Consider the following 2,775-nt stretch of genomic DNA (forward strand, 5'->3'; position numbering starts at 1 on the left):
GTTTCAAGATAAGATTCACAAGCTTCTTAAGAAACTGAAGGGCACCGTCCATCTTCATGGCCCTTATGAACCCCATGAGATGGGACGGCTAATGGGTGAAGTCGACTGGGTGGTGATGGGGTCGGTATGGTGGGAGAACTCCCCATTAGTGATTCAGGAGGCCTTTAAGTTTGGTCGTCCGATTATTACTCCAGATATCGGCGGTATGGCAGAGAAGGTGCAACCAGGCAAGGGTGGGTTGAACTACCGCGCCCGTGACAGCGTTTCTCTGAGTGGCGTTATAAAGCGGATTTTGGACGAGCCAGTGCTGTTTGAAGAGCTTAGAACAACGCTGCCAGCGTATCCGAAGGCGAGCGAGATTACCGAAAAGCATCTTGATCTTTACACCCAAACTGAAGAGGTTGTGACTTGATGACTGAATCTTATAAGCAGCATGCCGAAGAAGTGTCCTCTTCGCCCCGCTACCGAGTGGGATTTTTTGATTATCAACATGATTTCGCTGGCAAGCACAATTATCGTGGCCCTAGCTATGGCTATTTTACTCCTGAAGACTCGCTGGTAGTACCGGGCTGGGTGGTACCTGATATTGTTGAAGGAAGGCAGTCTCTTCAGCTCCAAGTTATCCAGGGGGGCGAGGTCTTGCAGTGCGAAACCGTGAGCTTTCTGCCTAGTGAAGATGTTCACAAGCAGTATCCTGACCTGGAGCAAGCTGCTGAAGCACGTTACAAAATTAATTTTCCTTTGCATTTCTTGGAAAATGATGAGTATGTGCTTCGGTTTTGTTTACTTGAAGGTCGAAATATAAAAGCTAGGTTATGGGATCTCGCTTATATTCGTGATGAGGTGCTTATTAAGCCTATTTTCGTAGTAGGGTCGCCGCGCGCTGGAACAACTGCAGTGGGTAACGCGCTTCGTGAGGCATTAGGCGCAAAAAACTATGGTGAGCACCATTTTTTATTTCTTGCTAAAAAAATGGAAGACACCATTAGCGAGTATTTCAGAAAATATCATACTCGCAATGACAAGGGCACTTTTATCAATGATATTAGCCCAGCGCTTGTTAAAGTTAAAATGAGTCAGCAAATTAAAGAGCTATATGCCAGCTGGCAGCCAGGCGGGTACTTTGTTGACAAGACGCCTGGCCGTAACATGCTGAAGTCGATTCCCAATATCCAGCAGATATGGCCAGAAGCAAAATACGTTTTTTGTAAACGGCGCGCATACGAGAATGTTAAATCTCGATTAGTTAAATTCCCACATCTTACCGTAGAGCAACATGCAAAACAGTGGGTAGAGGTGATGCAGAGTTGGCGAGAGATCAGGCGGAAACTCCCGGAAGGATCGTATATTGAAGTTGATCAGCATGATTTGCGTGGAGAAGCAGCTGCTGGCTTGGTTGATAAAATGAGTGAAGTTCTACAAATTGATAGTGAGGAAGTGTATGGCTATATTGCTAGCAAATCTCCTCAAAAGTCAAATTATTCAGGTGGTAATGAAAATATGAATGGTCTTGAAGAAACTGTCTCTCAGATATGTTCAGATGAGATGGTGAAGTGGGCGTATTCTAATGACCATAATGGATATTACTAATGAAGCTCAAGATGTTAAAATCGGGTTTTATTTATAATCTTTCTTTAAAGGGTAAGTGATGGAAAAGTTTACATTGATGGGTCTAGGTGGTGCAAATAATTTAGTACCTTATGACATTAATATGTTCAAAAGAAATTATTCTCTTAACACCGGGAATTTGTTGTTTAATTACGCTGCGGAAATTGTAGCCCAAACAACATCACATAATTTCTCTTGGGGGAGTGACTGTAGAGTTATAAATAAGAACAATAATACAAAAGGTTTATTGCTCCCAATGGCAAATCATCTGGGCAAGCATGTTGATCTTAGTGTTAGCGGCCCTAAAATAAAAGGTGTTGAAAAGCCAATAGTGGTATTAGGGTTAGGTGGGCAGTTTGACTTAAATGATGATGCGCCTGAAAAGCATGTGCCTTCAGGAACTGTGGAATGGTTAGATCGTGTAACGAATGGGAAAGAATCGCGGAATATATCTATAAGAGGTCATGTTACTGCAAAAGTTTTAGATAGGCTTGGTTTTTCAAATAATTATGAGATCCTTGGCTGCCCCTCACTTTTAATCAATCCTAGCGAATCATTGGGTGCTGAAATAAGAAGGAAATACGACAGCACTTCTTTTGAGGAAATGCAGAAGACTATGTCAGTTTCTGCAGGTAATCCTTTCAAAGATAAATACTCATTACTAGAAAGGTCTTTGATTGATCTAGTAGATAAAGAATCTGCTGATTATATTATTCAACACCCTGAAACCTTGATTAAGTTGTCTTTAGGTTTTGATGTTTCTGATGAGGAAGACAAGGTTGAATTAATTAGGAGGCGCTGGTTTCCTAATCTTGATAAGCATCAGATGGTTGCTTGGTTTTTATCAAAAAGCACTGTGTATACCTCGGTAGCTCAATGGTTTATAGATCTTTCCAAAAAAGGGTTTGTGGTAGGCACTAGGATTCATGGCATTCAGGCTGCAATACAGGCGGGTACCCCCGCTATTTGTCTTTATATTGATACAAGAACTAAAGAGCTTTGCGAAAGCATGCATATACCGTGTGCACCTGCTGACCAGTTTAGTAATGGAGTAAAAGCTAAAGATGTTTTTGATATTTTTGAAAGCTGGGATTTTACAGCTTTTGATAAAAATAGAAAGAAAAAGGCATTGTTAACAAAATCTTTCCTAATTGATAATAATGTTAG

The 2,775-nt window shown here is 41.3% G+C and carries 3 protein-coding genes; all 3 read left to right on the forward strand.

All coding sequences use genetic code 11. The features are described from left to right. Positions 1-412 (forward strand): glycosyltransferase (locus IQ219_RS18750; RefSeq protein ID WP_194073612.1); only part of this gene is annotated, 412 nt, incomplete at its 5' end. Further along, on the forward strand, positions 412-1,590 hold the full coding sequence (locus IQ219_RS18755; protein WP_194073613.1) for a sulfotransferase: 1,179 nt from the start codon (positions 412-414) through the stop codon (positions 1,588-1,590). The genes IQ219_RS18750 and IQ219_RS18755, both read left to right, overlap by 1 nt. A gap of 58 nt (positions 1,591-1,648) precedes the next feature. Next, on the forward strand, positions 1,649-2,775 hold a 1,127-nt coding region (locus IQ219_RS18760; protein ID WP_194073614.1), incomplete at its 3' end, for a polysaccharide pyruvyl transferase family protein.

The sequence above is a fragment of the Synechocystis sp. LEGE 06083 genome (genome assembly GCF_015207725.1).
Taxonomy (GTDB): Bacteria; Cyanobacteriota; Cyanobacteriia; order Cyanobacteriales; family Microcystaceae; genus Synechocystis; species Synechocystis salina.

What these genes read in the sequence shown, in the direction of transcription:
- IQ219_RS18755 (WP_194073613.1), top strand. Translation starts at nt 412, where the DNA reads ATGACTGAATCTTATAAGCAGCATGCCGAAGAAGTGTCCTCTTCGCCC.